This window comes from Nonomuraea sp. NPDC049784 (assembly GCF_040659615.1).
Taxonomy (GTDB): Bacteria; Actinomycetota; Actinomycetes; order Streptosporangiales; family Streptosporangiaceae; genus Nonomuraea.
This window is the reverse complement of sequence record NZ_JBFAMX010001096.1, coordinates 1-1959: the sequence shown is the minus strand read 5'-3', so window position 1 is coordinate 1959 and position 1959 is coordinate 1. Positions and strand designations below refer to the sequence as shown.

Below are 1959 nucleotides of genomic sequence, written 5' to 3'. Positions count from 1 at the left end.
TGACCGGCGTGGTCAAGGCCATCGCGATGCTCGCCGGGCGGCACGCCCTCGTGGGGTACGTGTCCCGCACCCGCCATGGTGATCTTGACGTTCTCGATGCTCTTGTTGACGACCCGCAGCGCGTTGGTGAGGGCGGCGAGCACGCAGATCGCCGTGCCGTGCTGGTCGTCGTGGAAGACGGGGATGTCGAGCAGCTCGCGCAGCCGCCGCTCGATCTCGAAGCAGCGCGGCGCGCCGATGTCCTCCAGGTTGATCCCGCCGAACCCGGGCGCGATCACCTGCACCGTGCGGACGATCTCGTCAACGTCCTGCGTGTCGAGGCAGATCGGCCAGGCGTCGATGCCCGCGAACCTTTTGAACAGCGCCGCCTTGCCCTCCATCACCGGCAGCGCGGCCTCGGGGCCGATGTTGCCCAGCCCCAGCACGGCCGAGCCGTCGGTGACGACGGCCACCGTGTTGCGCTTGATGGTCAGGCGCCTGGCGTCCTCCTTGTTGCGCGCGATGGCCATCGACACGCGCGCCACGCCCGGCGTGTACGCCATGGACAGCTCGTCGCGGTTGCGCAGCGGCACCTTCGACTTCATCTCGATCTTGCCGCCGAGGTGCATGAGGAACGTGCGGTCGGACACCTTGTGGATGACGACGCCCTCGACCGCCTCGAGCTGGTCGACGATGGTCTGGGCGTGGTCGGTGTCCCTGGCGGCGCAGGTCACGTCGATGCGGAGCTTCTCATGGCCCGCGTTGCTCACGTCGAGGGCGGTGACGACACCCCCTGCCGACTCTACGGCGTGGGTGAGCTGGCTGACGGCCTTGCCGCCGGCCGGCACCTCGAGACGCACAGTGATGGAGTACGACACACTCGGGACGGTCGCCACGTCAATCGCTCCTTCGGGACTGACCAAGAATTCCCCCATGATAGGGCTCCCCAGGTCAATCCAGTGCCTCGGCCGCCGCGACGATCAGATCGACGCATGTCGGAACGGGGATCGTGGTGCTGTCGATGACCAGGTGATATTGACAGGGATCCGTCGGATCGACCCTGTAGAAGTGGCGCACGTAGGCCACCCTGGCGCGGTCGTTGTCCTCGATGATCTTGCGGGCCTCGCGCTCGCTCATCCCCCCGAGCGTGGCCGTCTGCCGGATCCTGCGCTTGACCGGCGCGTCGAGCCTGACGTGCAGCGCGCCCGGGTGGTCGGCCAGCACCACGGCCCCCGCCCGGCCGAGGAACACCCCGCCCTGATCGAGGGCCATGTCTTTGAGCATGCGTTCGGTACGGCGGACGAACTCCTCGGGCGCGAGCGGCATCGCGCCCGGCACGTACATGTCCACGCCGCCGAATGTGACCGTGGGCAGCCGCATCGCTCCCGAGAGCAGCCTGCCGAGGCCGTGTTCGGCCCGGTCGTCGTGGGCCAGCGCCTCCTCGAGCGTGCAGCCCAGCTCCTGGGCCACGGCGCTGGGGATGGCGCGGTCGACGAAGGGCACACCGATACGCTCCGCGACGGCCGGGCCGATCTGACTGCCGGCCGTGCCGTATGTCGCGGATATGGTGACGACCCGCATAGACCCAGGTTAGAACAGTGCGCTTGCCAAAGCTCTACGTGCTCTCGCCAAAGATGGGTCTTCGGCCGGCAACGCGTCGAACAAGCCGAGCAGGTGACGCCTGGCCTTGTCTCGCTCGTCGCCCGAGGTGCGCTTGACCACGGCGATGACGCGGTCGAACGCCTCGTCGACCGAGCCGGACAACATCTCCAGGTCGGCGGCGAGCAGCTGCGCGTCGATGTCGGCCGGGTCCTGCAGTCGTCGCTGGACGGCGGCGGGGTCGGCCTCCTCGGTGCGCTTGATCAGGTTGACGCCGGCGAGACCCATCTTGGCGTCCTCGTTGCCCGGCGCGCGGGCCAGCAGCCGCTGGTAGGCCGCCGCCGCCGCGTCGAGGTCGCCGTTCTCGATGGCCTGCTCGGC

Annotated in this window: 2 protein-coding genes and 1 pseudogene; all 3 read right to left on the bottom strand. The window is 68.9% G+C overall.

Annotated elements, in window-relative coordinates; genetic code table 11:
- Positions 1-875, bottom strand: a pseudogene (locus tag AB0J09_RS63625) (NAD-dependent malic enzyme); the annotation flags it as partial.
- 55 nt (positions 876-930) lie between these two features.
- Positions 931-1560, bottom strand: a complete 630-nt coding sequence (locus AB0J09_RS63620) for a cytidylate kinase-like family protein (protein ID WP_360714069.1) — start codon at positions 1558-1560, stop codon at positions 931-933.
- A 9-nt stretch (positions 1561-1569) separates the two neighbouring features.
- The coding region (locus AB0J09_RS63615) for a tetratricopeptide repeat protein (RefSeq protein ID WP_360714067.1) at positions 1570-1959 on the bottom strand (390 nt) is incomplete at its 5' end.